General features: G+C 61.1%; 21 protein-coding genes. 13 read left to right on the top strand and 8 right to left on the bottom strand.

Translation table 11 applies throughout. The annotated features are described in order from the left end of the window. Positions 1 to 15 precede the first annotated feature (15 nt). Positions 16 to 291: a YiaA/YiaB family inner membrane protein gene (locus TL5118_RS10715; RefSeq protein WP_058245007.1), complete on the top strand. Its 276-nt coding sequence runs from the start codon at positions 16 to 18 to the stop codon at positions 289 to 291. A gap of 93 nt (positions 292 to 384) precedes the next feature. Next, the gene (locus tag TL5118_RS21375; protein ID WP_165590042.1) at positions 385 to 546 is read left to right on the top strand and encodes a hypothetical protein; all 162 of its coding nucleotides are present in this window, start codon (positions 385 to 387) and stop codon (positions 544 to 546) included. A gap of 69 nt (positions 547 to 615) precedes the next feature. On the opposite strand, the gene glyA is transcribed toward TL5118_RS21375, so the two are convergent. Then, positions 616 to 1,899 carry a serine hydroxymethyltransferase gene (glyA, locus tag TL5118_RS10710; protein WP_106404204.1) on the bottom strand — a complete coding sequence of 428 codons (1,284 nt, stop codon included), beginning with the start codon at positions 1,897 to 1,899 and terminating at the stop codon, positions 616 to 618. 187 nt (positions 1,900 to 2,086) lie between these two features. On the opposite strand from glyA, the gene TL5118_RS10705 reads away from it, so the two are divergent. Then, positions 2,087 to 2,842 (top strand): NAD kinase, encoded by a 756-nt coding sequence (locus TL5118_RS10705; RefSeq protein WP_058245005.1) that lies wholly within the window; start codon positions 2,087 to 2,089, stop codon positions 2,840 to 2,842. A gap of 38 nt (positions 2,843 to 2,880) precedes the next feature. Here the strand turns inward: TL5118_RS10705 and TL5118_RS10700 are convergent, their stop codons facing one another. Continuing rightward, the gene (locus TL5118_RS10700) at positions 2,881 to 4,170 is read right to left on the bottom strand and encodes a hydroxymethylglutaryl-CoA reductase, degradative (RefSeq protein ID WP_278044376.1); all 1,290 of its coding nucleotides are present in this window, start codon (positions 4,168 to 4,170) and stop codon (positions 2,881 to 2,883) included. Positions 4,171 to 4,271: 101 nt separating this feature from the next. Between TL5118_RS10700 and TL5118_RS10695 the strand changes: the two genes are divergently transcribed. Beyond that, positions 4,272 to 6,230 (top strand): cytochrome c3 family protein, encoded by a 1,959-nt coding sequence (locus TL5118_RS10695; RefSeq protein ID WP_058245003.1) that lies wholly within the window; start codon positions 4,272 to 4,274, stop codon positions 6,228 to 6,230. An 86-nt stretch (positions 6,231 to 6,316) separates the two neighbouring features. Here the strand turns inward: TL5118_RS10695 and prpE are convergent, their stop codons facing one another. The 3 genes from prpE to TL5118_RS10680 all read right to left on the bottom strand — a co-directional run bounded on the left by prpE (position 6,317) and on the right by TL5118_RS10680 (position 11,496). Further along, positions 6,317 to 8,206: a propionate-CoA ligase PrpE gene (prpE, locus tag TL5118_RS10690; protein WP_058245002.1), complete on the bottom strand. Its 1,890-nt coding sequence runs from the start codon at positions 8,204 to 8,206 to the stop codon at positions 6,317 to 6,319. A 226-nt stretch (positions 8,207 to 8,432) separates the two neighbouring features. After that, a complete protein-coding gene (locus TL5118_RS10685; protein WP_058245001.1) occupies positions 8,433 to 9,224 on the bottom strand; it encodes a hypothetical protein in 792 nt (263 codons plus the stop codon). Beyond that, positions 9,217 to 11,496 carry an NADP-dependent malic enzyme gene (locus tag TL5118_RS10680; protein ID WP_058245000.1) on the bottom strand — a complete coding sequence of 760 codons (2,280 nt, stop codon included), beginning with the start codon at positions 11,494 to 11,496 and terminating at the stop codon, positions 9,217 to 9,219. Before TL5118_RS10680 ends, TL5118_RS10685 begins: the two co-directional genes overlap by 8 nt. 222 nt (positions 11,497 to 11,718) lie before the next feature. On the opposite strand from TL5118_RS10680, the gene TL5118_RS10675 reads away from it, so the two are divergent. The 6 genes from TL5118_RS10675 to TL5118_RS10650 all read left to right on the top strand — a co-directional run bounded on the left by TL5118_RS10675 (position 11,719) and on the right by TL5118_RS10650 (position 17,870). Continuing rightward, positions 11,719 to 12,135 carry a cytidine deaminase gene (locus tag TL5118_RS10675; protein WP_082626416.1) on the top strand — a complete coding sequence of 139 codons (417 nt, stop codon included), beginning with the start codon at positions 11,719 to 11,721 and terminating at the stop codon, positions 12,133 to 12,135. Positions 12,136 to 12,138: 3 nt separating this feature from the next. Beyond that, on the top strand, positions 12,139 to 13,443 hold the full coding sequence (locus TL5118_RS10670) for a thymidine phosphorylase (RefSeq protein ID WP_058244999.1): 1,305 nt from the start codon (positions 12,139 to 12,141) through the stop codon (positions 13,441 to 13,443). A 1-nt stretch (position 13,444) separates the two neighbouring features. Further along, positions 13,445 to 14,656 (top strand): phosphopentomutase, encoded by a 1,212-nt coding sequence (locus tag TL5118_RS10665; RefSeq protein ID WP_058244998.1) that lies wholly within the window; start codon positions 13,445 to 13,447, stop codon positions 14,654 to 14,656. After that, on the top strand, positions 14,653 to 15,636 hold the full coding sequence (locus TL5118_RS10660; protein WP_058244997.1) for an adenosine deaminase: 984 nt from the start codon (positions 14,653 to 14,655) through the stop codon (positions 15,634 to 15,636). The genes TL5118_RS10665 and TL5118_RS10660 overlap by 4 nt, the downstream gene beginning before the upstream one ends. Further along, a complete protein-coding gene (upp, locus tag TL5118_RS10655; protein ID WP_058244996.1) occupies positions 15,636 to 16,268 on the top strand; it encodes a uracil phosphoribosyltransferase in 633 nt (210 codons plus the stop codon). The genes TL5118_RS10660 and upp overlap by 1 nt, the downstream gene beginning before the upstream one ends. Positions 16,269 to 16,334: 66 nt before the next feature. Next, the gene (locus TL5118_RS10650) at positions 16,335 to 17,870 is read left to right on the top strand and encodes an SPOR domain-containing protein (RefSeq protein ID WP_082626415.1); all 1,536 of its coding nucleotides are present in this window, start codon (positions 16,335 to 16,337) and stop codon (positions 17,868 to 17,870) included. Between the two features lie 73 nt (positions 17,871 to 17,943). Here the strand turns inward: TL5118_RS10650 and TL5118_RS10645 are convergent, their stop codons facing one another. Next, positions 17,944 to 18,987 (bottom strand): hypothetical protein, encoded by a 1,044-nt coding sequence (locus TL5118_RS10645; RefSeq protein ID WP_058244994.1) that lies wholly within the window; start codon positions 18,985 to 18,987, stop codon positions 17,944 to 17,946. A 140-nt stretch (positions 18,988 to 19,127) separates the two neighbouring features. Next, positions 19,128 to 20,753, bottom strand: a complete 1,626-nt coding sequence (locus TL5118_RS10640; RefSeq protein WP_058244993.1) for an AMP-binding protein — start codon at positions 20,751 to 20,753, stop codon at positions 19,128 to 19,130. A gap of 160 nt (positions 20,754 to 20,913) precedes the next feature. Here TL5118_RS10640 and TL5118_RS10635 point away from each other — a divergent pair, with 160 nt between their 5' ends. After that, complete coding sequence (locus TL5118_RS10635; protein WP_058244992.1) at positions 20,914 to 21,576, top strand: sulfotransferase family 2 domain-containing protein; 663 nt, start codon at positions 20,914 to 20,916, stop codon at positions 21,574 to 21,576. A 148-nt stretch (positions 21,577 to 21,724) separates the two neighbouring features. Then, positions 21,725 to 22,546 (top strand): hypothetical protein, encoded by an 822-nt coding sequence (locus TL5118_RS10630; RefSeq protein ID WP_058244991.1) that lies wholly within the window; start codon positions 21,725 to 21,727, stop codon positions 22,544 to 22,546. A gap of 51 nt (positions 22,547 to 22,597) precedes the next feature. Here TL5118_RS10630 and TL5118_RS10625 read toward each other — a convergent pair whose 3' ends face one another. Next, entirely contained in the window at positions 22,598 to 23,377 is a 780-nt protein-coding gene (locus tag TL5118_RS10625) for an SDR family NAD(P)-dependent oxidoreductase (RefSeq protein WP_058244990.1), read from the bottom strand. Between the two features lie 119 nt (positions 23,378 to 23,496). Here TL5118_RS10625 and TL5118_RS10620 point away from each other — a divergent pair, with 119 nt between their 5' ends. Continuing rightward, on the top strand, positions 23,497 to 24,063 hold the full coding sequence (locus TL5118_RS10620) for a TetR/AcrR family transcriptional regulator (RefSeq protein ID WP_058244989.1): 567 nt from the start codon (positions 23,497 to 23,499) through the stop codon (positions 24,061 to 24,063).

The raw sequence follows: 24,063 nt of genomic DNA, 5'->3' as shown, positions 1-24,063 counted from the left end.
TAGGAGAATTTAGAAATGACCGATCGTAATGACAACGCCCTTATCGTCCTTCTCAACATGGCTGGTGTCGCCATTGCCTATGGGATGCTGGGCGTCTCACTGTGGCTTTCGACTGAGGTGCCGCTGGCCACCAAAGGGTTCTGGGGCATGGGCATCTTGCTGCTGACACTGAGCCTGATCAACGTGGTGAAATACCGCTTTGACGCCCGCTCCAGCGAGGACCGCATTCGCAAGATCGAAGAGGCCCGCAATGAAAAGATGCTGGAGGAGGCCCTGCGCGAAGACGTGTAAGCCCGGCTTACAAGGTGGCAGCTGAAGTGCAGCTGTCACCACAGCCGTCTTCGCTAAGCTGACAGATAGACAGGTCTTAGCGGAGACATTTCAATGTTTGGGAAACTCACCAGTTGGTTCAGCCAAACGCCACGCAAGATAGACGTGGGTACACACTTGCCAAAAAACCACGAAGCGCAACTTGCCCAACATAGGCGCTGCCGCGCGGCGCTGCGGGCAGAAAACGAAAAGCACCTGTCGCGCTTCTGGTATTGAGGGCTTGCGCCAAAGAAAAACCCCCGGTCCATTGGGCCGGGGGTTCTTATTTCTTGATGTCAGACCTGCTTACAGGTTCGGGTACATCGGGAAGTTGGCGCAGAAGGCTTCGACCTCGGCCTTGACCTTGGCTTCGACGGCGCCGTTGCCCTCTTCACCGTTGGCGGCCAGACCGTCGACAACTTCGACAATCCAATCCGCGATCTGGCGGAACTCAGCCTCACCGAAGCCGCGGGTGGTGCCAGCCGGGGTGCCCAGACGGATGCCCGAGGTGACCATCGGCTTTTCCGGGTCAAACGGGATGCCGTTTTTGTTGCAGGTGATGTGGGCGCGGCCCAGGGCCTTTTCGGTGGCGTTGCCTTTCACCCCTTTGGGGCGCAGGTCGACCAGCATCACATGGGTGTCGGTGCCGCCGGTGACGATGTCCAGACCACCCTTCATCAGCTGATCGGCCAGCGCAACGGCGTTGGCGCGCACCTGTTTCTGGTACTCTTTGAACTCAGGACGCAGCGCTTCGCCAAAGGCCACGGCCTTGGCCGCGATCACATGCATCAGCGGGCCGCCCTGAATGCCGGGGAAGATGGCCGAGTTAATCTTCTTGGCCAGATCGGCGTTGTTGGTCAGGATCATGCCGCCACGGGGACCGCGCAGGGTCTTGTGGGTGGTGGTGGTGGCCACATCCGCGTAAGGGAAGGGCGAGGGGTGTTCACCTGCAGCAACCAGACCGGCGAAGTGGGCCATGTCCACCATCAGGTAGGCGCCAACCTCATCAGCGATCTCACGGAATTTGGCGAAATCGATCTGACGCGGGATGGCGGACCCACCGGCAATGATCAGCGCCGGCTTGTGCTCACGGGCCAGGGCGGCGACTTCGTCATAGTCGATCAGGTTGTCTTGCTGACGCACACCGTACTGAACGGCGTTGAACCATTTGCCCGACTGGTTCGGCGCGGCGCCGTGGGTCAGGTGGCCACCGGAGGCCAGGTTCATGCCCAGGATGGTGTCACCGGGTTTGATCATCGCCATGAAGGCGCCCTGGTTGGCCTGCGACCCCGAGTTGGGCTGCACATTGGCGAACTCACAGCCGAACAGCTCTTTGGCGCGCTCAATGGCCAGGTTTTCGGCCACGTCGACGTACTGGCAACCGCCATAGTAGCGGCGGCCCGGGTAGCCTTCGGCGTATTTGTTGGTCATTACCGAACCCTGCGCTTCCATCACGGCGGCAGAGACGATGTTTTCCGAGGCGATCAGCTCGATCTCGTTGCGCTGGCGGCCCAGCTCATCGGTGATGGAGCCAAACAGCTCGGGATCGCGGGAAGAGAGGCTTTCGGTGAAGAAACCGGTATCGGACATGGGACGCTCCGTCATGGCTGAGTCATGGGATAGGGTTGGCGGCTAGGTAACGGAATAATGGTGAATCGGAAAGCTATGAATGCGACCAAGTGGCGTGTGTTGGCGGCAGGGGTGGTACTTGCTGTGAACTTGTGTTTCGATCGGCACCAATGACGCCTATCGGAAACTACAGGGTGCCGGGTTAACTATGAAAATCGCATTTGTCGCCAGTGACAGCCCTTCGGCCCAAACCGGCCGTGCCGCGCTGATCAGCCGCTATGGCACTGTCGAGGAGGCTGAAGCCGATGTGATCGTCGCTTTGGGCGGTGACGGGTTCATGCTGGCCACGTTGCACCGAACACGTGATCTGGCGAAACCTGTCTACGGGATGAATCGCGGCACCGTTGGCTTTTTGATGAACGAATATGCCGAGGGCGACCTGATGGAGCGCCTAGAGCAGGCTGAGGAGGCGGTGATTCACCCGCTTTCCATGCTGGCGACCTGCGCAGATGGCACCAAACATCGCGAATTGGCGCTGAATGAGGTTTCGGTCCTGCGGTCGGGATCACAGGCGGCGAAGCTGCGGATCACCATCGACGGGCGCCTGCGCATGGAAGAACTGGTCTGCGACGGGGCGCTGATTTCGACGCCGGCGGGATCGACCGCCTATAACTATTCCGCCCATGGGCCGATCCTGCCGATTGGATCGGATGTGCTGGCGCTAACCGCGATTGCGCCGTTCCGGCCCCGGCGCTGGCGGGGGGCCTTGCTGCCCTCCACGGCGAAGGTGCGTTTTGATGTGATTGAGCCAGGCAAACGCCCGGTGATGGCCGAGGCCGACAGCACATTGGTGCCCAATGTCCTGTCGGTGGAAATCCAGTCCGAGCCGGAAATTTCCCACAACATGCTGTTTGACCCTGGCCACGGGTTGGAAGAGCGGCTGCTGCGGGAGCAGTTTGTTTAGACGCAGAACGCATTAATCGGTCCTGAGCCTAGGCCGTCTTAGGACGCGCCTTCTGACAGCAAGGCCCGCGCCACATCTTCGCGGATGGTTTTGCGGGCGATCATCTCCTGTGCGATCTGATCCACCTGCGCCCCGGTTGCCCCTGCGGTGATGGCAACGTTGCGGGCATGCAGGCTCATGTGGCCGCGCTGAATGCCTTCGGTGGCCAGGGCGCGCAGGGCCGAGAAGTTCTGGATCAACCCCACAGCCGCCGTCACCCGTGACAACCGGTCGGCACCATCTGCCTGCATGATTTCCAGCGCGGCCTGTGCGGTGGGATGGGCGCGGGTGGCTCCGCCGACGATGCCCATGGCCAGGGGCAGCTCAATTTCGCCGATCAGATCCTCACCCTCCTGCCAATAGCGGGTCAGCGGCGCATAGCCCGGACCACGGGTGGCGGCATAGGCGTGTGCCCCGGCCTCAATCGCGCGGGTGTCGTTCATTGTGGCCATTGCCACGGCATCAATGCCGTTCATGATGCCCTTGTTGTGGGTTGCGGCCCGGTAAGGATCGGCGGCGGCGAAGGCATAGGCGTTGAGGATGCCCGCCACGGTGTCGGTGCCAATCTCCTCCGCGCTCCAACGCGCACGGGCGCGCACCAGCCGCCGATCAGCAAGGTTTGACAGGATGCGCAGGCCCACGGTGCCGCCGGTCCAGTCTTCGATCTGTGGTGCCAGCGTTTCGGCCATGGTGTTGACCGTATTGGCCCCCATCGCGTCCCGCACATCGACATGCAGGTGCAGGACCAGCATAGCGTTTTCCAGCGTCCGCGCCTCCAGCCCGCGAAACCCGCCACCCAGCGACACCAGCATCGGATCGCACCCGTCGCAGACCGCTTTGATCGTGGCCTCCTGCGCCAAGAGGGCTGCCTGACCTGCCGCGACATCCGGCACATTGGTGATCTGCACCTGCGCAATCATCACGGGATCATCCGCCTCTGTCATCACGCCGCCGCTTGGACGGCAGGCACGTGCCCCGTTGCAGACTGCGGCAATGACCGAACTTTCCTCGGTCGCCATCGGCACCAGCACCTCCGTGCCATCGACCACCAGATTTGTGGCCACCCCCAGCGGCACCTCAATGGTTGAGATCACGTTTTCCGACAGGTGGTCCGCCAGATCCGCGGTGGCACTGTTGCGGTTCAGGGCTGCCTTGGTGTCTGCGCTGAGGCCTGCGGCGTCTGCCACGGCATCCAGCCGTTCGGTGCGCGCCATCTTATGCAGCCCGGGAATGCGGGATGTTGTCATGTCTCTCCTCCGTTTGCGATAGAGGAGCCTGTCAGGGCCTATTTGGTCAATACGGGGAAAGCCCGGTCCTTGCCTGCAGACGCTCGGAGCGCCTAGGGTACGGCAATTGATTGAGACGCCAGATTATCGCGCATGGAGGATGTATGCGCTGCCTAGCCATCACGTTTTTGAGCTTTGTTTTTGCTTTTCCTGCCCTCGGCTTGGCTGAGGCGGGTGCTGTGGATCCTTTGGCCGCGTTTGAGATCCCCGTCACCAGCGGGGCGGCGGCGGGCTATGTGCCCGATGCGGTCTGCGGGGAGTGCCACAGCGACAAATGGGAAAGCTTCCAGCAGGTCGGGATGGGCAAAAGCTTCGTCAAGGCGGATGGCGCGGAGGTGATTGAGCGCTTTGATGAGGATGGGGTGGGGCGGTTTTACCATGAACCCTCCAATCGGCATTACGAACTGTGGGTTGATGACGGGCGCTATTACTTCCGCCGCTATCAGCTGAACGCCAAAGGCCAGCGCACCCATGTGTTTGAAACCCGCGTCGATTGGATCCTGGGATCGGGCCATCACTCGCGGATTTACCTCTATCGGACCGGGTCAGGGGAGCTGATGCAGCTGCCACTGTCGTGGTACACGCTGCAGGGTGGTCTGTGGGAAATGGCGCCGGGCTATGAAGAGGCCGATCACCTTGGCGTAAACCGGCAGGTGCGCCATCGCTGCATGGCCTGTCACAACGCCTTCCCGGATGTGCCAAAGGGCAGCGATCTGGAGGGGATGCCCCAGACCTATCCCGTGGATCTGCCTGAGGGGATCGGCTGCCAGCGCTGCCATGGTCCCGGCGCGGCGCATCTGCGGGCGCTTTATAGTGAGGCCCCGGAAACTGAGGCGATCAAAGCCGCCATCGTGAACCCGATCGACCTGCCGCGGCAGGAGTTATATGGCATTTGTTATGGCTGCCATATGCAGCCCTCGGTCGCTGTCACGCCTGAGTTGCGCCCCGGGCGCGGGGCTTATTCCTTCCGACCGGGGGAGCCGCTGCAGGGCTATAAGACGCTGCTGGATATCCGTGATGAGACGCGTAACCAGTCGCAGCGCTTTGACATCAATCACCATCCCTATCGGATGGAGCAAAGCGCCTGTTTCACGCAGACTTTGGGTCAGGAGAACGCACTGGGCTGTCTGACCTGTCATGATCCCCATCGCAAGGTGCCGGTGGCCGAACGCGCGGATCATTATCGGCAGATCTGCCTCAGCTGTCATGAGGTGGACGCGCGTGATCTGCCAGTGATGGCGTCGGGGGAACCGCATCCGGATGTGGATCCGCAGGGCCAATGTACCTCCTGCCATATGCCTACCCGCCGTACGCAGGATGTGATCCATACCACGATGACTGACCACCGGATCCAACGCGATCCCGGCCCGCTGTCGGTTCTGGTTGCGCCGATGCGCAAACGACCGGCCAAGGTGGCGGCGGTGACGCTGCTCTATCCCGATCAGGGGCTCACCCCGCAGGAAGCGGAGATGGCCAAGCTGATCGGCGGGTTGCGCTACACCTCTTACAAATACGCCCCAGCCGCCAAACAGCTGAAGGCCTTGCTGCGCCAGATGGAGGCGGAGGGCGCTGTGCGCGGGTTTGAGCCCTGGCTGGTTCTGACCCGCAGTGCCTTGGCACAGCAGCGTTATGATCTGGCCCTTGTGGCGGCCGAGAAGGGGCTGAGCGTGGCACCGGACAATGCGATGTTGCTGCAACAGCGTGCGATGGCGCTTTTCCTATCAGGGGACAAGGCGGCGGGGCGCAGGGCGATGGAGGATCTGGTGGCCCGCTATCCCGACTTTGCAATCGCCCGCTACAACCTTGCTGTGTTCCTGCAAGATGCAGGTGAGCAGCAGGCGGCGCTGACGATGCTGGCGCCGATCCTTAACCAGTCCGAGGTCAATTGGCCCGCCTGGCGGCTGAAGGCCCGGATTGAGGCGGCGCGCGGTGATGAACCTGCCGCGATTGAGGCCTATCTGCAGGCGCTGCGCATCGCGCCGCTGGCCCCCAAAGTGCAGGATGAACTGGAGCCGCTCTGGTCCCGGGCGGGTCGGGATCCGGAGGCTTTGGTAATTCCCTGAGGTCGCAAATCCCAACGGAAAACGGCCCAATACAAAACGGCGCAGTCTCCCGCGCCGTTTCTATATTCTCAGGTCGAAAAGACTGGTCAGGCGGCGTAGCCCAACCCCTGCAGCGCAGTCTTGATCTCATCCAGAATGGCGGGATCATCGATGGTGGCCGGCATCTTGTAGTCTTTGCCATCGGCGATCGACACCATGGTGCCGCGCAGGATCTTGCCAGACCGGGTCTTGGGCAGGCGGTCCACAACGGTGGCCAGTTTGAAGGCCGCAACCGGGCCGATCTTTTCGCGCACCAGCTTGACCACCTCTTTTACCACTTCGTCATGGGGGCGGTTGCACCCCGAATTGAGGCAGAGGAAGCCCAGCGGCAGCTGCCCCTTCAGATCGTCCGACACGCCGATCACCGCGCATTCGGCCACATCGGGGTGGGCGGCCAGCACCTCCTCCATGCCGCCGGTCGACAGACGGTGGCCCGCAACGTTGATGACGTCATCAGTCCGCGCCATGATCGAGAGGTAGCCGTCCTCATCAATCATGCCGGCATCGCCGGTTTCATAGTAGCCGGGGAAGGTGGTGAGGTAGGAGGATTTGAACCGCTCTTCCGCGTTCCACAGGGTCGGCAGGGTGCCGGGGGGCAGCGGCAGTTTGATGGCGATGGCGCCCAGTTCACCGGCGGGCACCGGGTGGCCGCCTTCATCCAGGATCTGCACGTCATAGCCCGGCAGCGGCACGGCGGGGCTGCCCAGTTTGGTGGGCAGTTCTTCGATCCCCAAGGGGTTGCCGGCGATGCACCAGCCGGTTTCGGTCTGCCACCAATGGTCAATCACCGGCACGTTCAGCTGCTCCTGCGCCCAGACGATGGTGTCTGGATCCGCACGTTCCCCCGCCAGATAGACCTGTTTCAGGCAGGAAAGGTCATATTTTTTGACAAACTCGCCCTTAGGATCTTCGCGTTTCACTGCACGGAAGGCGGTGGGGGCGGTGAAGAAGCTTTTGACCTTATGCTCTTCGATCACCCGCCAGAAGGTGCCCGCATCCGGGGTGCCAATGGGTTTGCCTTCAAAGACTACGGTGGTGTTGCCGTGGATCAGCGGGCCGTAGCAGATATAGCTGTGGCCAACGACCCAACCCACATCCGAGGCCGCCCAGAATACATCGCCGGGATCGACGTTGTAGAGGTTCTTCATCGTCCAGTTCAGCGCCACCAGATGGCCTGCGGTGGGGCGCACAACGCCCTTGGGCTGGCCAGTGGTGCCTGAGGTATAGAGGATATAGGCGGGGTGGTCGCCCTCCACCGGGACACAGTCTGCCGGTTCCACACCGTATTGGAAGCCGTGCCAGTTGAAATCGCGGCCCTCTTTCAGCTCCGCCACTTCGTTTTCGCGCTGGAAGATCACGGTGAAGTCAGGCTTGTGCTGGGCCAGTTCAATGGCGCCATCCAGCAGCGGTTTGTAATGCACAGTGCGGCCTGGTTCGATTCCGCAGGAGGCGGCGATAATGGCCTTGGGTTTGGCATCGTCAATGCGCACGGCCAGTTCGTTGGAGGCAAAGCCGCCAAACACCACCGAATGCACAGCGCCCAGACGGGAACAGGCCAGCATGGCCTCCAGCGCTTCGGGGATCATCGGCATGTAGATGATGACGCGGTCGCCTTTTTCGATGCCTTTTGCCTTCAGCGCGCCGGCCAGCATGGCCACGCGGTTGCGCAGCTCCACATAGGTGATCCACTTCTTCGATCCGGTGACCGGGCTGTCGTGGATGATCGCCACCTGATCGCCGCGACCGGCCTCAACATGGCGGTCCACGGCGTTCCAGCAGGTGTTGACCTTGCTGTCTTTGAACCATTCATAAAGGGGGGCATTGTCGGCATGCAGCGCCTTGGTCGGGGCCACGTCCCAGTCAATGGCCTTGGCCGCGTCCAGCCAGAACGCTTCCGGGTCGGCCTTCCAGCCTTCATAGACCTCTTTATATGTCATCAGATGCCTCCTCCTTAAATTGCTTGTCTCAGGTGTAGGGGAGGGCTTTCCGGTGAGGCAAGGATGTTGCCGCCAACAGTGACAGAAATACGCAGATATTTGCAGAATCTTCCAAAATCACTCTGCAAAGTTTTGCAAAGCAGCAAATTCTGCAAGAAATACGGGGAAATTACGGTGGAGTTTGCAAAGTTAGCTGCGGCGGGTGTGAGGGCTGCGTGATTCTGGATCACAGCTGAATGTGGATGTGATCATCGTGGCGTGCTGCCGCGCAGCCCTGAAACCTGATCTTGGGGTGGTCGTAGCCGATCTGGGCCAGGATATGCGGTTCAATCAGGGTCTTATGCACCCGGCGGTCCTGGCTGAGCCAGATCAGCGCTTCGCGGGTGCGGGCGACATCCAGTTGCAGATCCGGCAGGCGCGGCTGTAGCCAGTTCAAATCCCAGCGCAGGTCAAAGGCTCGCGGGGGGCAATCGCTTGGGCTGTCCACATAGCCCCAATAGCCTAGCGGTGATTTTCCGGGGCCCGCGACATAGGCGCCATTTGAATCCTGCCAATAAAGCGCCAGATCCAGCGCTTTACCGTCGTTGTGGCTGAGATGCGGCAGCAGGGGTAGCCAGTCAAAGAAGGGGAAGTTGCCATCCAGCGCATAGGTCACGGTGCGCGGGGTGGCGGGAAAGTGCCGGGCCATGTGATCGGCCAGGTCACGCGCGACGCTGTGCAGTTCCGGCGTGACGAAATCGCGGTTCATCAGCCGGTAAACCGCAGGGGTTTTCAGAAACTGCGACGACTGAACGCTGTTGCTGATCCGCGGTACTGAAACAACATTGTTCTGAAACAGCAGGTGCGGCAGCCACAGCAGGGCAAGTGAAAGGGCCAGATAGGCCAGCGTAAAGCGGAAGAGGAAGTGGATGTGGGTGCCAAAGAGCGCAGCGGCCCAGGCGATCCCGCCAACAAAGGTCAACAATGTCAGGAGGAGCACGGCCAGGCCGTGCCCCCCCCAATATAGGACCTTAGCCATAATGATCCACCGGTGTGCCGGCGATGGCGGCCATGTTCAACAGCCCCCGCGCCGTGATCGAGGGGCTGACGATATGGGCCTTGTTGCCCATGCCCATCAGGATCGGGCCAACCTCCAGCCCGTCAGCCCGCATTTTCAGGATGTTGCGCACGCCTGAGGCCGCATCGGCATGGGCAAAGACCAGCACATTGGCCGCGCCCTGCATCCGGGAACGGGGGAAGATGCGCTGACGCAGTTCCGGGTCCAGCGCTACGTCGACGTTCATCTCACCTTCGTAGCAGAAGTCAGGATTGCGGCTGTCGAGGATCTCCAACGCTTCGCGCAGACGTTTGCCGGATCCCTCTTTGTGGTTGCCGAACTGGCTCTGTGAACACAGCGCGATATTGGGCTCCAGACCGAAACGGCGGACGTGACGGGCAGCGCCTTCGACGATGCGCACCAGCTGGTCCGGCGTCGGCAGCTCGTTGACTTGCGTGTCAGCGATGAACAGTGGCCCATCTTCTAGGATCATCAGCGACAGCGCGCCATGGGGCGTCAGGGTCTGGGTGCCAAGGATCTGCTGGATATAGTCCAGATGCCAGCGGTATTCGCCAAAGGTGCCGCAGATCAGGCTGTCCGCCTCACCGCGTTGCACGGCCACCGCACCAATGGCGGTGGTGTTGGTGCGCATGATCGCCTTGGCGATATCTGGGGTGACGCCCTTACGTTCCATCAGCTGATGATAGCTGTTCCAATAGTCAAAGTAACGCGGATCGTTTTCCGGGTTCACAAACTCAAAATCCTGCCCGGGGCGAATGGTCAGGCCAGCGCGTTCACAGCGCGCTTCCAATACTTCGGGGCGGCCAATCAGGATCGGGGTTTCGGTGGTTTCTTCCAGAATGGCCTGCGCGGCGCGCAGCACACGTTCGTCTTCACCCTCGGCAAAGATGATCCGGCGCGAGGCGGCGCGAGCGCTTTCAAACAGCGGGCGCATCAGCAGCGCCGATTTGAAGACCGACTGATCCAGCTTGTGTTTATAGGCCTCCAGATCCTCAATCGGGCGGGTGGCCACGCCACTGTCCATTGCGGCCTTGGCCACGGCGGCGGAGACCACGCCCACCAGACGCGGGTCAAAGGGTTTCGGGATCAGATAGTCACAGCCAAAGGTCAGCTGTTCGCCCTGATAGGCCGCTGCCGCCTCAGCCGAGGTGGTGGCGCGGGCCAGTTCCGCGATGCCCTGCACACAGGCGACGCACATTTCATCGTTGATCTCAGTCGCGCCGACATCCAGCGCGCCGCGGAAGATGAACGGGAAGCACAGCACGTTGTTCACCTGATTGGGGAAGTCGCTGCGGCCGGTCGCGATGATCGCCTCTGGTGCCACTTCGCGGGCCAGGTCCGGCATGATTTCCGGGGTCGGGTTGGCCAGGGCAAAGATGATCGGACGATCCGCCATCTTGGCCACCATTTCAGGCTTCAGCACGCCGGGGCCCGAGAGACCCAGGAACATGTCGGCGCCGTCGATCACCTCATCCAGCGTGCGTTTGTCGCTGGCTTGGGCATATTCCGCCTTCTGCGGCGTCATCTCACTGGTACGGCCTTCGTAAACCAGACCGTCGATATCGCAGAGCCAGACGTTTTCACGTTTCACACCCAGTTTCAGCAGCATGTTGAGGCAGGCAATGCCCGCCGCGCCACCACCGGTGGAGACGATCTTGATGTCCTCAAAGCGTTTGCCAGCCACTTCCAGCGCGTTGGTTGCTGCGGCGCCAACAACGATCGCGGTGCCGTGCTGGTCATCGTGGAAGACCGGGATGTTCATCTTTTCCCGGCAGATCTTTTCCACGATGAAACAGTCGGGGGCTTTGATGTCTTCGAGGTTGATCGCGCCAAAAGTTGGCTCCAACGCGCAGACAATCTCGGCCAGTTTTTCCGGGTCCTTCTCTTCGACTTCAATGTCGAAACAGTCGATGTTGGCGAATTTTTTGAACAGAACCGCCTTGCCTTCCATCACCGGTTTGGAGGCCAGCGCGCCGATGTTGCCGAGGCCCAGAACGGCTGAGCCGTTGGACACAACGCCCACCAGATTGCCACGCGCGGTGTAGCGGCTGGCGTCTGAGGGTTCGGATTTGATTTCCAGACAGGCCTCAGCCACGCCGGGGCTATAGGCGCGGGCCAGATCGCGGCCGTTGGCCAGCGGTTTGGTGGCGCGCACCTCCAGCTTCCCGGGTTTCGGGTGTTCGTGGTAAAACAGGGCTGCCTGGCGCAGTTTCTCGTTATGGCTGTCGGACATCGGATCGCCTCATAAAATATGGTAGTTTAGCGTTAAACTATATTCCTCCTCTGCGAAAGACGCTGATTTTAGCTTAGCGCTAACAGGGCGCTTGCATTGTGCCCCTCGTTTGGTCAAAAGTTTTCCATTCGGTCAAAAAATACGTAACCGTTGCCGGTTGCACTCCAACAAAATAGGGTCACAAGACCCCCTATAAGATCAAGAATAAAAGGATGCCTGACAATGCCCGAGTCGATGCCTGAGAACACCAGCCTGCTGGAGGCCGCCACGGCGGTCCGTGAAAACGCCCATGCGCCCTATTCCAATTTCAAGGTCGGCGCGGCGATCCTGTCAAAGGGTGGCGTGACCTATCAGGGTTGCAACGTGGAAAACGTGGCCTATCCCGAAGGCACCTGCGCCGAGGCGGGGGCCATCGCGGCGATGGTGGCTGCGGGCGAAAAGGAACTGACCGAGGTTTGTGTCATTGCTGACAGCCCGGCGCCGGTTCCGCCCTGCGGTGGCTGCCGTCAGAAACTGGCGGAATTTGGCGCCCGTGATGTGAAGGTTACGCTGGCCACCACCGATGGCACGATCCTGACCACCACCATTGGTGACCTGCTGCCCGGCGCCTTTGACGCCAGCCATATGGAGCGGAGCTGAGCCATGGATGCACGCGCGATCATCGTCAAACTGCGCGAAAAGCAAGAGGTGAGCCGCGAGGAATTGGCGTGGTTTGCCAGAGGCTTGTCTGATCGCACCGTGAGTGACGCGCAGGCCGGGGCCTTTGCCATGGCGGCGCTCTTGAACGGTATGAGCGAAGAGGGTCGGGTGGGTCTGACCCTGGCGATGCGGGACAGTGGCGATGTGATGCGCTGGGATCTGGACCGGCCGGTGATCGACAAACACTCGACCGGTGGCGTGGGCGATTGCGTGTCGCTGGTTCTGGCGCCGGCGCTGGCGGCTTGCGGTGGCTATGTGCCGATGATTTCGGGGCGCGGGCTGGGGCATACCGGCGGCACCCTTGATAAGCTGGAGGCAATCCCCGGTTATCGCACCGGCCTCAGCGAGGAGCAGTTCAAAGACGTCGTCGCCAAAGCGGGCTGCGCGATTGTCTCGGCCTCAGGTGAGGTGGCGCCAGCCGACAAGCGGCTTTATGCGGTGCGTGACGTCACCGGCACGGTGGAAAGCCTGGATCTGATCACCGCCTCCATCCTGTCCAAGAAATTGGCCGCGGGTCTGGAAGGGCTGGTGCTGGACGTCAAAGTTGGCTCTGGCGCGTTTATGAAAACCGCCGATGACGCCCGCGCGCTGGCTGCGGCGCTGGTCTCAACCGCCAATGCTGCCGGCTGCCCGACCACGGCACTGATCACCGATATGAACCAGCCGCTGGCCGCGGAATTAGGCAATGCGCTGGAGGTGGCCAGTTCCATGCGGGTGCTGACGGGCGCGGTTGAAGGGCCGCTGTTTGAACTGTCAGCGGAGCTGGGCGGTGTGGCGCTGGCCAATGCCGGTCTTGCAAAAGACGCGGGTAACGGTGCCGAGAAGATGCGCGCTGCAATCCGCAGCGGTCAGGCGGCTGAGACCTTTGGCCGGATGGTGGCGGCACAGGGTGGACCGCTGCAATTCGTTGAAAACTGGGCCCGTTTCCTGCCCGAGGCGCCGGTGATCCGGGAGGTGAAGGCGCCTGCGGATGGTTATGTCAGCGCGATCAACGGTCACGCGCTGGGTTTGGCGGTGGTCGAATTGGGCGGTGGGCGTCAGGTCGAAAGCGATGTGGTGGATCCGGCTGTGGGCCTGTCCGAGGTTGCAGTTCTGGGCGCAAAAGTGCAAAAGGGCCAACCGCTGGCGCGAATCCATGCGGCCCGGGAAGGGGCTGCGGATGTGGCTGCCGAGGCGGTGCTTGGGGCGATCGCCTTGGGTGAAACTCCCCCTGATCTGCCTCCTCTTGTACATGAAAGGGTCGGCTGAGATGGCGCGCGCATTTTTGGTTGTGATCGATTCAGTCGGTATCGGGGGCGCCCCTGATGCCGACAAATTTTATAACGGGTCGCTGCCCGACACGGGCGCGAACACCGTCGGCCATATTGCCGACGGCTGCGCCGAGGGGCGCGGTGAAGAAGGCCGGTCCGGGCCTTTGAGCCTGCCCACTTTGGATGCGCTTGGGCTGGGCCGCGCGGTTGCGCTGGCCTCGGGCGCTGAAGCACCGGGCCTGGCGGCAGAGCCAACCGGCCTTTGGGGTGCGGCGACCGAGGTGTCACCGGGCAAGGATACACCATCGGGGCATTGGGAACTGGCCGGCGTGCCGGTGCCGTGGGACTGGCATTATTTCCCCGATCAGCAGCCCAGCTTCCCCGACGCGCTGAGCAAACACATTGCACAACATGCTGGCACCGAAGGGATTTTGGCCAATTGCCATGCCTCGGGCACCCAGGTGATTGCCGATTTTGGTGCCGAACATATCCGTTCCGGCTGGCCGATCTGCTACACCTCGGCAGACAGCGTATTGCAGATCGCCGCCCATGAAGAGCATTTCGGCCTCGACCGGTTGTTGCAGCTCTGTCAGGACGTGGCGCCCTATCTGCATGATATGAAAGTGGGCCGGGTCATCGCCCGCCCCTTCATCGGGTCTGAGGCTGAGGGCTTCACCCGCACAACCAACCGCCATGACTATGCCATCGCGCCGCCGTCAGCCACCCTGTGTGACTGGGTGCAGGGTGCGGGACGCAAGGTCTATGGTGTTGGAAAGATTGGCGATATCTTCTCAATGCGGGGGATCGATGATCTGCGCAAAGGGTCGGATGCCCAGCTGATGGGCCACCTGAAGGATCTGGTGGCTGAAGCGGAAGAGGGTAGCCTGGTCTTTGCCAATTTTGTCGAGTTTGACAGCCTTTATGGTCACCGCCGCGATATCTCGGGCTATGCGCGGGCTTTGGAATGGTTTGATGCTGAACTATCCACCATTCTGCCGCAGTTGCGCCCCGACGATATGCTGCTGATCACCGCAGATCACGGCAATGATCCCAGCTGGCCCGGCACCGACCACACCCGTGAACGCACCCCGGTGCTGATTGCGGGCAAAGGGGCCGGCAGCATTGGGCAGGTCGCCTTTGTTGACGTTGCAGCCTCGGTGGCTGCGCATTTGGATGTGGCCGCAGAAGGGCCAGGACGGAGTTTTCTATGAGCTGGAACCAGTTTCCCAAAGTTGAATTGCACCTGCACCACGAAGGCGCGGCCCCGCCCGCCTTTATCCGACAGCTGGCGCATGAAAAGAAGGTCGACCTTGAGGGTGTCTTCAACGAGGACGGCAGCTACGCCTTCAAGGATTTTGTACATTTCCTGAGCGTTTATGAGGCTGCAACTTCGGTGCTGAAAAGCCCTGAGGATTATGCCCGCCTGACCACCGCCGTGCTGGAAGAATGTGCCGCCAACGGCGTGATCTACGCCGAAAGCTTCATCAGCCCCGATTTCTGCGGCGGCCGTGATGTGGGGGCGTGGAAGGAATACCTGCACGCCATTCAGGAAGCGGCTGACAAGGCTGAGGCCGCGCATGGCATCACGCTAAAGGGTATCGTGACCTGCATCCGTCACTTCGGTGGAGAATGGGCCAAGGAAACCGCGCAATGTGCGGCGGAAACCAAGGGGGATTTCATCACCGGTTTCGGCATGGGCGGCGATGAGAACCAGTTCACCCAAGGCACCTTTAAATGGGCCTTTGACTGCGCCAGTGAGGCCGGTCTGCAGCTGACCACCCATGCCGGTGAATGGGGCGGGCCGGAATCGATCCGTCAGGCGCTGGATGATCTGAAGGTGGAGCGTCTGGGCCACGGGGTTCAGGTGATTGAAGATGAAGCGCTGATGCAGCGGGTCATCGACGAAGGTGTGACCCTGGAGGTTTGCCCGGGCTCAAACGTGGTGCTGGGGGTTTACCCGTCGATCAAGGACCACCCGATCAAACGGCTGCGCGATGCGGGCGTGAAGGTCACGGTGTCCACTGATGATCCGCCCTTCTTCCACACCACGATGACCAAAGAATATGAAATGCTGGAGCAGGCCTTTGGCTGGGGCGCCGAAGATTTCACAGCTTTGAATATGACAGCGATTGACGCCGCCTTCTGCGACGCCGATACAAAGACACGTATCAAACAGCGATTGGAAGCCTGATGAGCGAACATCTGACCGTCGTGGACCACCCGCTGGTGCAGCACAAGCTGACCCAGATGCGGGACAAGGACACCGCCACCCCTGAATTCCGCCGCCTCCTGCGTGAGATCAGCCAGCTGCTGGCCTATGAGATCACCCGCGAAATGGAGCTGACCACCAAACGCATCTCAACCCCGATGCAAGAGATGGATGCCCCGGTGCTGCAAGGCAAAAAACTGGCGCTGGTGTCGATCCTGCGGGCCGGCAACGGCTTGATGGACGGCGTTTTGGAGCTGATCCCCGGTGCGCGCGTGGGTTTTGTTGGCCTCTATCGCGACGAAGAGACCCTGCAGCCGGTGCAATATTACTTCAAGGTGCCGGAAAACCTGGAGGATCGTCTGGTCATTGCTGTGGATCCGATGCTGGCCACAGGCAATTCCTCGGCGGCCGCGATCGATCTGCTGAAAGAGGCAGGCGCCACAAATATCCGTTTCATGTGCCTTCTGGCCGCGCCTGAAGGCGTTGCAAAAATGAAGGAAGCCCACCCTGATGTGCCGATCGTAACAGCCTCACTTGATGAGTGTTTGAACGAAAAAGGCTACATCATGCCCGGACTAGGGGATGCGGGCGACCGGATGTTCGGCACAAAATAAGCCCCGATTCTTTACACGAGTCGCTGATTCGTGCAGAGTGCCCCTGCACATTGTGTGGGGGCACAAATGAGTTTTAAACGCGCAGTCGTAACCGCTGTCATTCTTGCATCTACCGGCTTTACTGCCGCGCCTGCGATGGCGCGTACGGATACCAGCATTCCTGCCGAATTTCCGCCCAGCAGTTTCAATGGACGCCAGTATGTCGACAGCCGGGGCTGCGTCTTTATCCGCGCCAGCACGGGCGGTTTGGTGAACTGGATCCCCCGCGTCAGCCGCAGCCGTCAGCACATCTGCAACGCGAAGCCGACTTTTGCACAGGCACAATCTGCTGATTTGCCGGTGATCCCGGATCCGGATCCCGTGCCGGCCATCGTGGCCGCCAAACCCGCCGCACAGCAAGCAGCGCCGAAACCCGCACCGACCGTCGCGGCTCAGCCGGTGCGCACCGCGCGGGCGACAGTTGCCGCGCCGCAGGTCCAAACCCCGCCAAAGGCCGAGGTGATTGCCCCCGCCGCCACAACAGCAGCGACCACACAGCGTCAGCCACGGTTCACCCTGTCGTCCCTGTTTAAACCGCGCACACGCACCACAGTGCAGGCCGTCCCGCAGCAGACCGCAAGAACCGTTGTCAAACCCAGCGCTCCTGCGCCTGTTGCCACGCCCAGCCCGCGCCGCGTGGTGCAGCCTGCCAGCCCGGCCTGTCCCGGCGGCACGGCGGTCAGTCAGCGCTATCTGGGCACTGGCAGCGGTGTGCGCTGCGGACCGCAGCAGAAATCACCTGTTGGCTATGTGACCACACAGGCCCCAACCGTACCGCTGGGCACCTTTGCGGCGCCGATGGCAACCATCGCTTCGGCCCCGTCGGCAACCGGGGTGCGGGTCAAACCGCAGAGTATTTCGCCGGTTCCGCAAAGCCGCACGCAGGCGGCAGTGGTTTCGGACTATGTGGCTGTTGCCGCAGGCAGTCAGCGGGTTGTGCCGCGGCATGTCTATGAAAAACAGCAGCGTTCTGCCCTGCTTGTGGGCATCCCTGAAGGCTACCGGCCGCTGTGGGAAGATGATCGGCTGAACCCGAAACGGGCGCATCAGACCATGGCCGGCAAGGCCGCGATGGATCTGATCTGGACGCAGACCGTGCCGCGTCAGTTGATTGATCGGGCTTCGGGGCGGGATGTGACACGCCATTATCCGGGACTCAGCTATCCCTACACCAGTTTCGCCGCGCAGAATGCGGCAACCTCAACGTCGATTTCGGGTCAGGCTACCCTGTCGAGCAAGTCCTTTGTGACTGAACCGAAGGCACCGGCGGTGCGCAGCAAGGTGAAGCAGGCCAAAAAGAAGCCTGCCGCCAAGCCCACCCCCACGACGAACGAGGCGGCGAAAACCTATGTGCAGGTTGCGATGTTTGCCCAAGCGGGCAACGCCCAACGCACTGCGGGCAATCTGGCGGCCAAAGGTCTGCCAATGCGGATCTGGAACGCCAAGCGCGGCGGCAAGCCGGTGCAATTGGTGGTGGTTGGTCCCTTTGTCGACAGCGGACATGCCAATGCGGCGCTTTCGATCGTGCGCCGGTCGGGGTTCAAAGACGCCTATCTGCGCTAATCGCTTAGACAGAGAATGTGCAAGGCCGGGGTATCTCCCGGCCTTTTGCGTTTCTGGTTGGGTGCTGTGAGGGTTAGCCTTCGCAGATCGCCTGTAGGCGCAGCCAGTCTGCATCGCTGAGAACCGGGCGCGGCGCGGCCTGGGGGAAGGGATCGGCCTCAATCAAGGCAAGCGTGGTTTCCCCGGAGACATCAACGGCATAGGCATATGGGGTCGATTTGACCTCCGCCGTGCGGAAGGCCATCAGCAACGCCTCATCCGGGGTGGGCTGGACGGTGGCGCCCCGTGCGCCACTCAGCAGGGCTTCGGCGTGGTTGCGCAGGCTGGTGGCATCCAAGGTGCCGGTTGCCAGCAGTTGCAGGTTGGCCAGCATACCACTGTCAGACAGTAGCGCGTGCAGCGGATCATTGGACCCTGCGCGCAGCAATTCGGCAATGATGTAGCCAGCGGCCACATCTGGGACTTCGTGATCTTCCAGCAGGCGGCTGTTCAGCAACATCAGGTTGCCGGGCAGCATCGCCACCTCAATCTGGCTGTCACGCACCACGTGAATGTCCAGTGTGTCGGGCGCGATGGGGCGCATGCGTTCGGCCAGCCGGGTCAGTACGGCACCCTGCGCAGGTTTCTGGCAACGCTGTCCACTGAACCCTTCTGCCTCGGCCAACAGGGCCTCACCCAGGGCGCGTTTTTGGCTGGCGGCCAGAACCGAGATGGTGTGATCAACCACCGCTCCCGGCAGCCAGAACACCCCAACCGCCAGAACGGAGCTGAGCGAGAGGCCCATCATCCACCAGCGCAACCGTCCGGGACGGGGGCGGCGTTTTTCGATGGCCGCGCGCAGCTTTTCGATGGCGGCGACCATCTCCTCCTCGCCCTCAGCCAGTTCAAGGGTTTCGCCGCTGTCGCCATCAGGGTGGTAGAGCGCCGGCCAATTGCCGGGATTGGCCCGTTGCAGCGCGGGCAGGGACCAATGGGTCAACGCCCGGTCTTGCATATCGGTGATCACCAAAGTGGCATCGCCGATGGAAACGATGACCTCGCGCCGCTGCTCCTCGGGCGTGGGACGCCAGAGCGCGGTGGCTTCCAGACGTTGATATTTGCGTAGCGCGGTGCTCATGGCGGGCTGCTCTGCCTGTTTTTCCCGATGGATAACACGGGCAGACCCAAGGCGGCAACGCGGGATGCGGGGTGGGTGTGGCTCCCACCCGTTTTTACGGTCCCGCGTGCGCCATTTACCGGGGCAAAGCCGCCCGCGCGTCAGAGCGTTTTGGCGATGCTGCGCAGTTCAAACTTCTGGATTTTGCCGGTCGATGTTTTCGGCAGTTCCTGGAAGACGACTTTTTTCGGTGTTTTGAACCCGGCCAGCCGTTCACGGGCAAAGGCGATCAAGCCAGCCTCTTCTGCCTGATGGCCGTCTTTCAATTCGACAAAGGCGCAAGGAACCTCGCCCCATTTTTCATCCGGTTTGGCCACCACCGCGCAGAGCAACACATCGGGATGGGCCATCAAGACGCCCTCAACTTCGACGGAGGAGATGTTTTCCCCGCCTGAGATGATGATGTCTTTGGCGCGGTCCGCGATTTGCACATAGCTATCAGGATGTTGCACCGCGATGTCGCCGGAATGGAAATAGCCGCCCTTGAAGGCCTCTTCAGTGGCGTCGGGGTTTTTCAGGTAGCCTTTCATCACCCCATTGCCGCGAAACACAATTTCGCCCTGCGTGGTGCCATCCATCGGGATTTGCTGCATGTTTTCATCAACCACGGTGACATGTTCATAGGCGGGCATGGCAACCCCCTGACGGGCCTTGATCGCGGCGCGATCGTCGCCCTGCAGCGGGTCCCAATCGGATTTCCAGGTACATTCGGTGGCGGGGCCGTAGACCTCGGTCAAGCCGTAGACCTGGGTGATGTTGAAGCCCATCGGCTCAATCGCGGCGAGGGTTGCAGGGGCGGGGGGCGCACCGGCGGTGAACACTTCCACCACATGGTCAAAGCTGCGGCGGTCGGCCTCGGCGGCGTGGACAAGAGTGTTCAGCACAATGGGGGCACCGCCGAAATGGGTGACACCTTCGTCGGCGATGGCGTCATAGATGGCTTTGGCGGTGATGTCGCGGCAGCACACAACCGTGCCGCCCATCGCGGGCATCAGCCAAGTGTGGCACCAGCCGTTGCAGTGAAACAGCGGCACGATGGTCAGGTAGCGCGGGTGCAGCACCATGCGCCAGCTGATCACCTGTCCCATCGCGTTCAGATAGGCGCCGCGGTGATGGTAGACCACACCCTTGGGGCGCCCGGTGGTGCCTGAGGTGTAGTTCAGCGCGATGCTTTCCCATTCGTCCTGCGGCATGATCCACTCAAAGGTGGGATCGCCGCTGTCCAAGAGCGCCTCATACTCCATGTAGTGGCCATGGGCGTGGACGCCGGCCTGATCGTCCGCAACCTCAATGATCTGTGGGGCGGGGCCCTCCATCAATTCCAGCGCGGTGGCGAGAGAGGGCAGAAACTGCGGATCACAAAGCACCACCTTGGCGCCGCCATGATCCAGAATATAGGCGATGGTTTCAGGCTCCACCCGGGTGTTGATGGTGTTGAGCACTGCCCCACAGGCGGGGACGCCGAAATGCGCTTCGGCCTGAGCGGGGATGTTGGGCAGGATCGTGGCCACCACATCACCGGGGGCAACGCCCAGACCTTTCAGGGCCGAGGCCAGCCGACTGACCCGGGCGTGGTATTCGCCGTAGCTCTTGCGGTGGCTGCCATAGACCACGGCCGGATGGTCGCGGTAAATCACGGCCGCGCGCTGCAACCATGACAGCGGTGTCAGCGGCACATAGTTCGCCTGCGTTTTGCCTAGACCTGTTTCATCCGCCATCCAGCCCATGGGATCCTCCTGTATTCAGATGTGCGTATATTGTGCAGATGCGGCGAGAATGAAAAGAACGTATTATTGCGTAGGTGTGAAATAATGTTGCGGGTGCAGCATGGGGGCTTGCCTGCGCTTCGGGCTTTTCCGTCCGGATCAATTTGGTTAGCTTGGGGGCATGTTTATCTCTCACGGGCGGCAATACATTTTTATTCACATCCCCAAGACCGGTGGCACCTCAATGGCGCTGGCGTTGGAGGATCGTGCCAAGAAAGATGATGTGCTGATCGGGGATACGCCAAAGGCAGCCAAGCGGCGGCGGCGTTTTAGCGGGGTTGAGACGCGCGGAAGGCTTTGGAAACACTCAACCCTTGCCGATATCGAAGGGCTGGTCGGCCCGGATGAGGTGGAGCGCTACTTCACCTTCACGATGGTGCGTAATCCCTGGGATCGGATGGTCAGCTATTATCACTGGCTGCAACGCCAGACCTTTGACCACCCCGCCATCCAATTGGCGCGGAGTGAGGAGTTTTCCGGCTTCCTGTCGCATCCGATGACCTGGCAGGCGCAAAAACAAGCCCCCGCCCGGCATTACATGACGGATGCCCGCGGCAATGAGGTCTGTGATCAATACGTGCGGCTGGAGCATCTGGAGGAAGACCTGCCCGAGGTGGAGGCCCATCTGGGCTTCACGATTGATCTGCCCCGCGCCAATGCCTCATCACGTGCCGGGGACTATCGCCGCTATTACTCAGACACCGATGCGGCCTTCCTGGCGGAGATCTGTGCTGAGGATATTGATCGCTTCGGCTACCGATTTGAAGATCCGGCCTTTGTCTAAGCCTTAATGCCCGCATTCTGTTGCGCCGCAACTGGTCCTGCGGCCTGAACGGGCTAAATCCAGCATGTTTGAATGGTCTGGCGGTCTGACGCGATAGGCGTTGCCCGCCGTTTACGCGTTTGTTTTCACTTATTTTTAGGAACGACGAATGACGGAAGCAAAGACAATTAAGATGGTCGAGGCCAAAGATGCTGGTACAGTGGCTGTGGCGGCGTTTTCAATACTGGGGATCGGCCGGGCGCTTTATGAAAGCATGGTGAATGGCGCGGCCATTCAGGGGCTGCAAAACCAGTTGAACGCGCTGGCGGCTGAGTTGGATGCGGCCCGCAGCGAATATCGCGGGTTCTTCAGCGATATGACCTTTGCCCGCGCCTATGCGGACATTCAAAGCGTGACCACCACGCTGGCGCTTTGGGAAGGCACGGCAGATGAGGGGCGGGTCAGCGATGCCTGGCTTAATGCCAACGCAAACTATAACTTTCTGCTGACCATGATGCTGAATGCGCCGGGGTTCCTGAGTGATGAGGATCTGGTGCGCATCTCAGCCCTGCATGATGTGACCCTTGCGCAGCAGAGCGCAATTCTGGCGATCCTTGGCAAATCCTATCCCAACGCCAATGAGCTGCTGGACAATATCCCCAAAGCGCAGGCTGCAACTGAGGCGGCGCAGATCCGGCTGTTCACCGAGTTTCACCGCGGCTGTGAGGGGGAGGTGACAGGCGGCCATGATGGTGAGCCGATCATGTCTGAGGTTGGTTACCTGAATGATGACCGGGCCTGCGAATTTGTCGGCGTTGCTGTAGGTTATCACATGCGCGATTATGCCTACAGCATGCGCGCCACCCGCGCCCTGCGCGACGGGATCGTGGCCGAGCTTGCGTTGAAAAAGACCGAGGCCGCCCGGCGGGACGTCGACACATTCTATGAACAAACGATCCAAACCGTTCGGGCGTCAATGGCGCTGGGTTAACCGGAATAGGAACGCGTCCCGCGTTGGGGCGCGTTCACCGTTCACGTGGCCTTACTTGGTCTGCATGCCCGCCATCATCTTCAGCATCCGGCGGCGTGGCAGGAACGGGGTGATCCAGTTCAGCATGAACGACAGGCGGCCATCGTTGATGGCGATCAGATCGCCTTTGACCATCGCGTCATAGCCGCATTTGGCGACGGACTGCGGCGTGGCGGCTTTCTGATTGGCCAGACCGGTGCCACCCAGATCGGCAGCCTCAACAAATTCGGTGGCCACCAGACCGGGGCAGAGCGCGGTGGAGGTGATCCCGTCCTTGCGCATCTCTTCGTCGATGGCCTGACTGAAGGAGGTGACGAAGGCTTTGGTCGCGAAATAGACCGCCTGATAGGGGCCGGGCATGAAGCTGGCGGTGGAGGAGACATGCAGCATCTTGCCGCCGCCACGCTGGCGCATGTCATTGCCGACCAGATGGGCCAATGTCACCAGCGCCGAGACGTTGAGGTCAATCATCGCCTGATCTTTGGCCAGATCCCGATCAAGGAAGGCGCCATGGCCGCCAAAGCCGGCGTTGTTGATCAGCACATCGATCTCAAGCCCCTGTGCCTTGATCACTTCAAACAGTTTGGTCGCCTGCTCGGAGGAGCCGACGTCCATCGCAATCACCGTGACGGTGATGCCATGGGCAGCCTCCAGTTCGGCCTTCAGCGCCTGCAGCGGCGCTTCGCGGCGGGCTGCGATCACCAGATCGCCGCCTCGGGCAGCGTGATAGCGGGCAAATTCGGTTCCGATGCCAGATGAGGCACCGGTGATAAGGGCAAGGTTCTTGGCCATGGGGATCTCCTGGCGGGTATGATGAGGATTTGTCAACGGTTGTTGACGTTCCATATAGGGAGGGTTTTACGGTCGTCAACACTTGTTGACATTTTTTCCACCGCTATTAGGTATGGCCTATGACCAAGGCACTCACGACCAAGGCCCCAACGACCCGGGACAAGCTGCTTGTTGCGGCGCGCCAGTTGTTCTGGACGCGGGGCTATTCCAATGTGTCGGTACGCGATATCACCGGTGCGGCGGGGGTCGATGCGGCTTTGGTGTCACGCTATTTCGGCGGCAAACAAGGGCTGTTTGAGGCCACATTGGCCGAGGTCGCCCCGTGGGAGGCGCTGGCAGCTGACCGCGATGGCCTGCTGGCAGCCGCGGTGGCCAGTTTCACCCATCCGGTGGATGACCAAAGTGAGGCGGCCAGTGCCTTTTCCATGCTGCTGAGCAATGTCATCGACCCGGAAATGGGGCCGCGCATTCAGGATATGGTGCAAAATGGCATGGCGGACCCGTTGGCCGAAACCATCGGCGGGCCGCGTGCTGCGGAACGTGCGGCGATGCTGTTGGCGGTGCTGTTCGGCCTGGCGCTGATGCGCAAGAACTTCCGCCTAGGGGCGCTGAAGGACATGCCACTTGAGGAATTGCGCCAGTTGACCACCCATCTGGCTGAGGCGGCGCTGGGCTATCGCGGCTAA

The organism is Thalassovita autumnalis (genome assembly GCF_001458255.1).
Lineage (GTDB): Bacteria > Pseudomonadota > Alphaproteobacteria > Rhodobacterales > Rhodobacteraceae > Thalassobius > Thalassobius autumnalis.
The sequence above is the reverse complement of the archived record's forward strand: the minus strand, read 5'-3'. Positions and strand labels throughout refer to the sequence as shown.

Bases quoted from the DNA above. Each gene is read 5' to 3' on its own strand.
- TL5118_RS10650 (WP_082626415.1), top strand. From the start codon at position 16,335: ATGAGTTTTAAACGCGCAGTCGTAACCGCTGTCATTCTTGCATCTACC.
- TL5118_RS10685 (WP_058245001.1), bottom strand. From the start codon at position 9,224: ATGGCTAAGGTCCTATATTGGGGGGGGCACGGCCTGGCCGTGCTCCTC.
- TL5118_RS10665 (WP_058244998.1), top strand. From the start codon at position 13,445: ATGGCGCGCGCATTTTTGGTTGTGATCGATTCAGTCGGTATCGGGGGC.
- TL5118_RS10625 (WP_058244990.1), bottom strand. From the start codon at position 23,377: ATGGCCAAGAACCTTGCCCTTATCACCGGTGCCTCATCTGGCATCGGA.
- TL5118_RS10670 (WP_058244999.1), top strand. From the start codon at position 12,139: ATGGATGCACGCGCGATCATCGTCAAACTGCGCGAAAAGCAAGAGGTG.
- TL5118_RS10660 (WP_058244997.1), top strand. From the start codon at position 14,653: ATGAGCTGGAACCAGTTTCCCAAAGTTGAATTGCACCTGCACCACGAA.
- upp (WP_058244996.1), top strand. From the start codon at position 15,636: ATGAGCGAACATCTGACCGTCGTGGACCACCCGCTGGTGCAGCACAAG.
- TL5118_RS10705 (WP_058245005.1), top strand. From the start codon at position 2,087: ATGAAAATCGCATTTGTCGCCAGTGACAGCCCTTCGGCCCAAACCGGC.
- TL5118_RS10715 (WP_058245007.1), top strand. From the start codon at position 16: ATGACCGATCGTAATGACAACGCCCTTATCGTCCTTCTCAACATGGCT.
- TL5118_RS10635 (WP_058244992.1), top strand. From the start codon at position 20,914: ATGTTTATCTCTCACGGGCGGCAATACATTTTTATTCACATCCCCAAG.
- prpE (WP_058245002.1), bottom strand. From the start codon at position 8,206: ATGACATATAAAGAGGTCTATGAAGGCTGGAAGGCCGACCCGGAAGCG.
- TL5118_RS10695 (WP_058245003.1), top strand. From the start codon at position 4,272: ATGCGCTGCCTAGCCATCACGTTTTTGAGCTTTGTTTTTGCTTTTCCT.
- TL5118_RS10620 (WP_058244989.1), top strand. From the start codon at position 23,497: ATGACCAAGGCACTCACGACCAAGGCCCCAACGACCCGGGACAAGCTG.
- TL5118_RS10675 (WP_082626416.1), top strand. From the start codon at position 11,719: ATGCCCGAGTCGATGCCTGAGAACACCAGCCTGCTGGAGGCCGCCACG.
- glyA (WP_106404204.1), bottom strand. From the start codon at position 1,899: ATGTCCGATACCGGTTTCTTCACCGAAAGCCTCTCTTCCCGCGATCCC.
- TL5118_RS10640 (WP_058244993.1), bottom strand. From the start codon at position 20,753: ATGGGCTGGATGGCGGATGAAACAGGTCTAGGCAAAACGCAGGCGAAC.
- TL5118_RS21375 (WP_165590042.1), top strand. From the start codon at position 385: ATGTTTGGGAAACTCACCAGTTGGTTCAGCCAAACGCCACGCAAGATA.
- TL5118_RS10630 (WP_058244991.1), top strand. From the start codon at position 21,725: ATGACGGAAGCAAAGACAATTAAGATGGTCGAGGCCAAAGATGCTGGT.
- TL5118_RS10645 (WP_058244994.1), bottom strand. From the start codon at position 18,987: ATGAGCACCGCGCTACGCAAATATCAACGTCTGGAAGCCACCGCGCTC.
- TL5118_RS10680 (WP_058245000.1), bottom strand. From the start codon at position 11,496: ATGTCCGACAGCCATAACGAGAAACTGCGCCAGGCAGCCCTGTTTTAC.